The organism is Oleiphilus sp. HI0067 (assembly GCF_001635735.1).
The window spans coordinates 1-634 of sequence record NZ_LWFI01000572.1; the positions used below are offsets into that span (position 1 = coordinate 1).

Sequence of the window (634 nt, forward strand, 5' to 3'; positions counted from 1 at the left end):
TTGGATCAGTTGCGTGCCAATATATTGAAGTCTGGTCAAGTTGGTAGTTTAGTTGCCGATGACTTCAAATCGACCATTATTTATGCGCCGTTATTTGAAATTAACCCAGAAACTCAAGAGCCTCTCGATTACCAAGCGTTCTCTAAAGAGCTTGAGGAAAAGGTTCGCGAGAAATACCAAGCATCTAATCCAAATATTTCGATTCATATTGTAGGCTTTGCGAAAAAAGTCGGTGACTTGATTGACGGTATTGGTGCGATCGCGACGTTCGCGCTTGTTACTATCGGTTTAACACTTAGCTTCTTGTATATCTATTCTCGCTGTCCAATCGCGACAGTGATTCCAATTGTGACTTCTATTGTCGCTGTTATTTGGCAGCTCGGTTTATTGCGTTTGTTTGGTTATGGGCTCGACCCGTATTCGGTGCTAATTCCATTCCTGGTATTTGCGATTGGTATTAGCCACGGTGTTCAAATTGTAAATCAGATTGCTGTTCAGCAAGCCTCGGGCCTAAATGCGCTTATGAGTGCACGCATGGCATTTCGTAACTTAGTGCGTCCGGGCATTTTGGCTTTAGTGAGTGATGCGATTGGTTTCTTAACGTTGTTCTTCATTGAGATTGAAGTTATTCGTG

General features: G+C 42.7%; 1 pseudogene. It reads left to right on the forward strand.

The features are described from left to right. Positions 1-634 (forward strand): annotated as a pseudogene (locus A3739_RS06645) (RND family transporter); the annotation flags it as partial.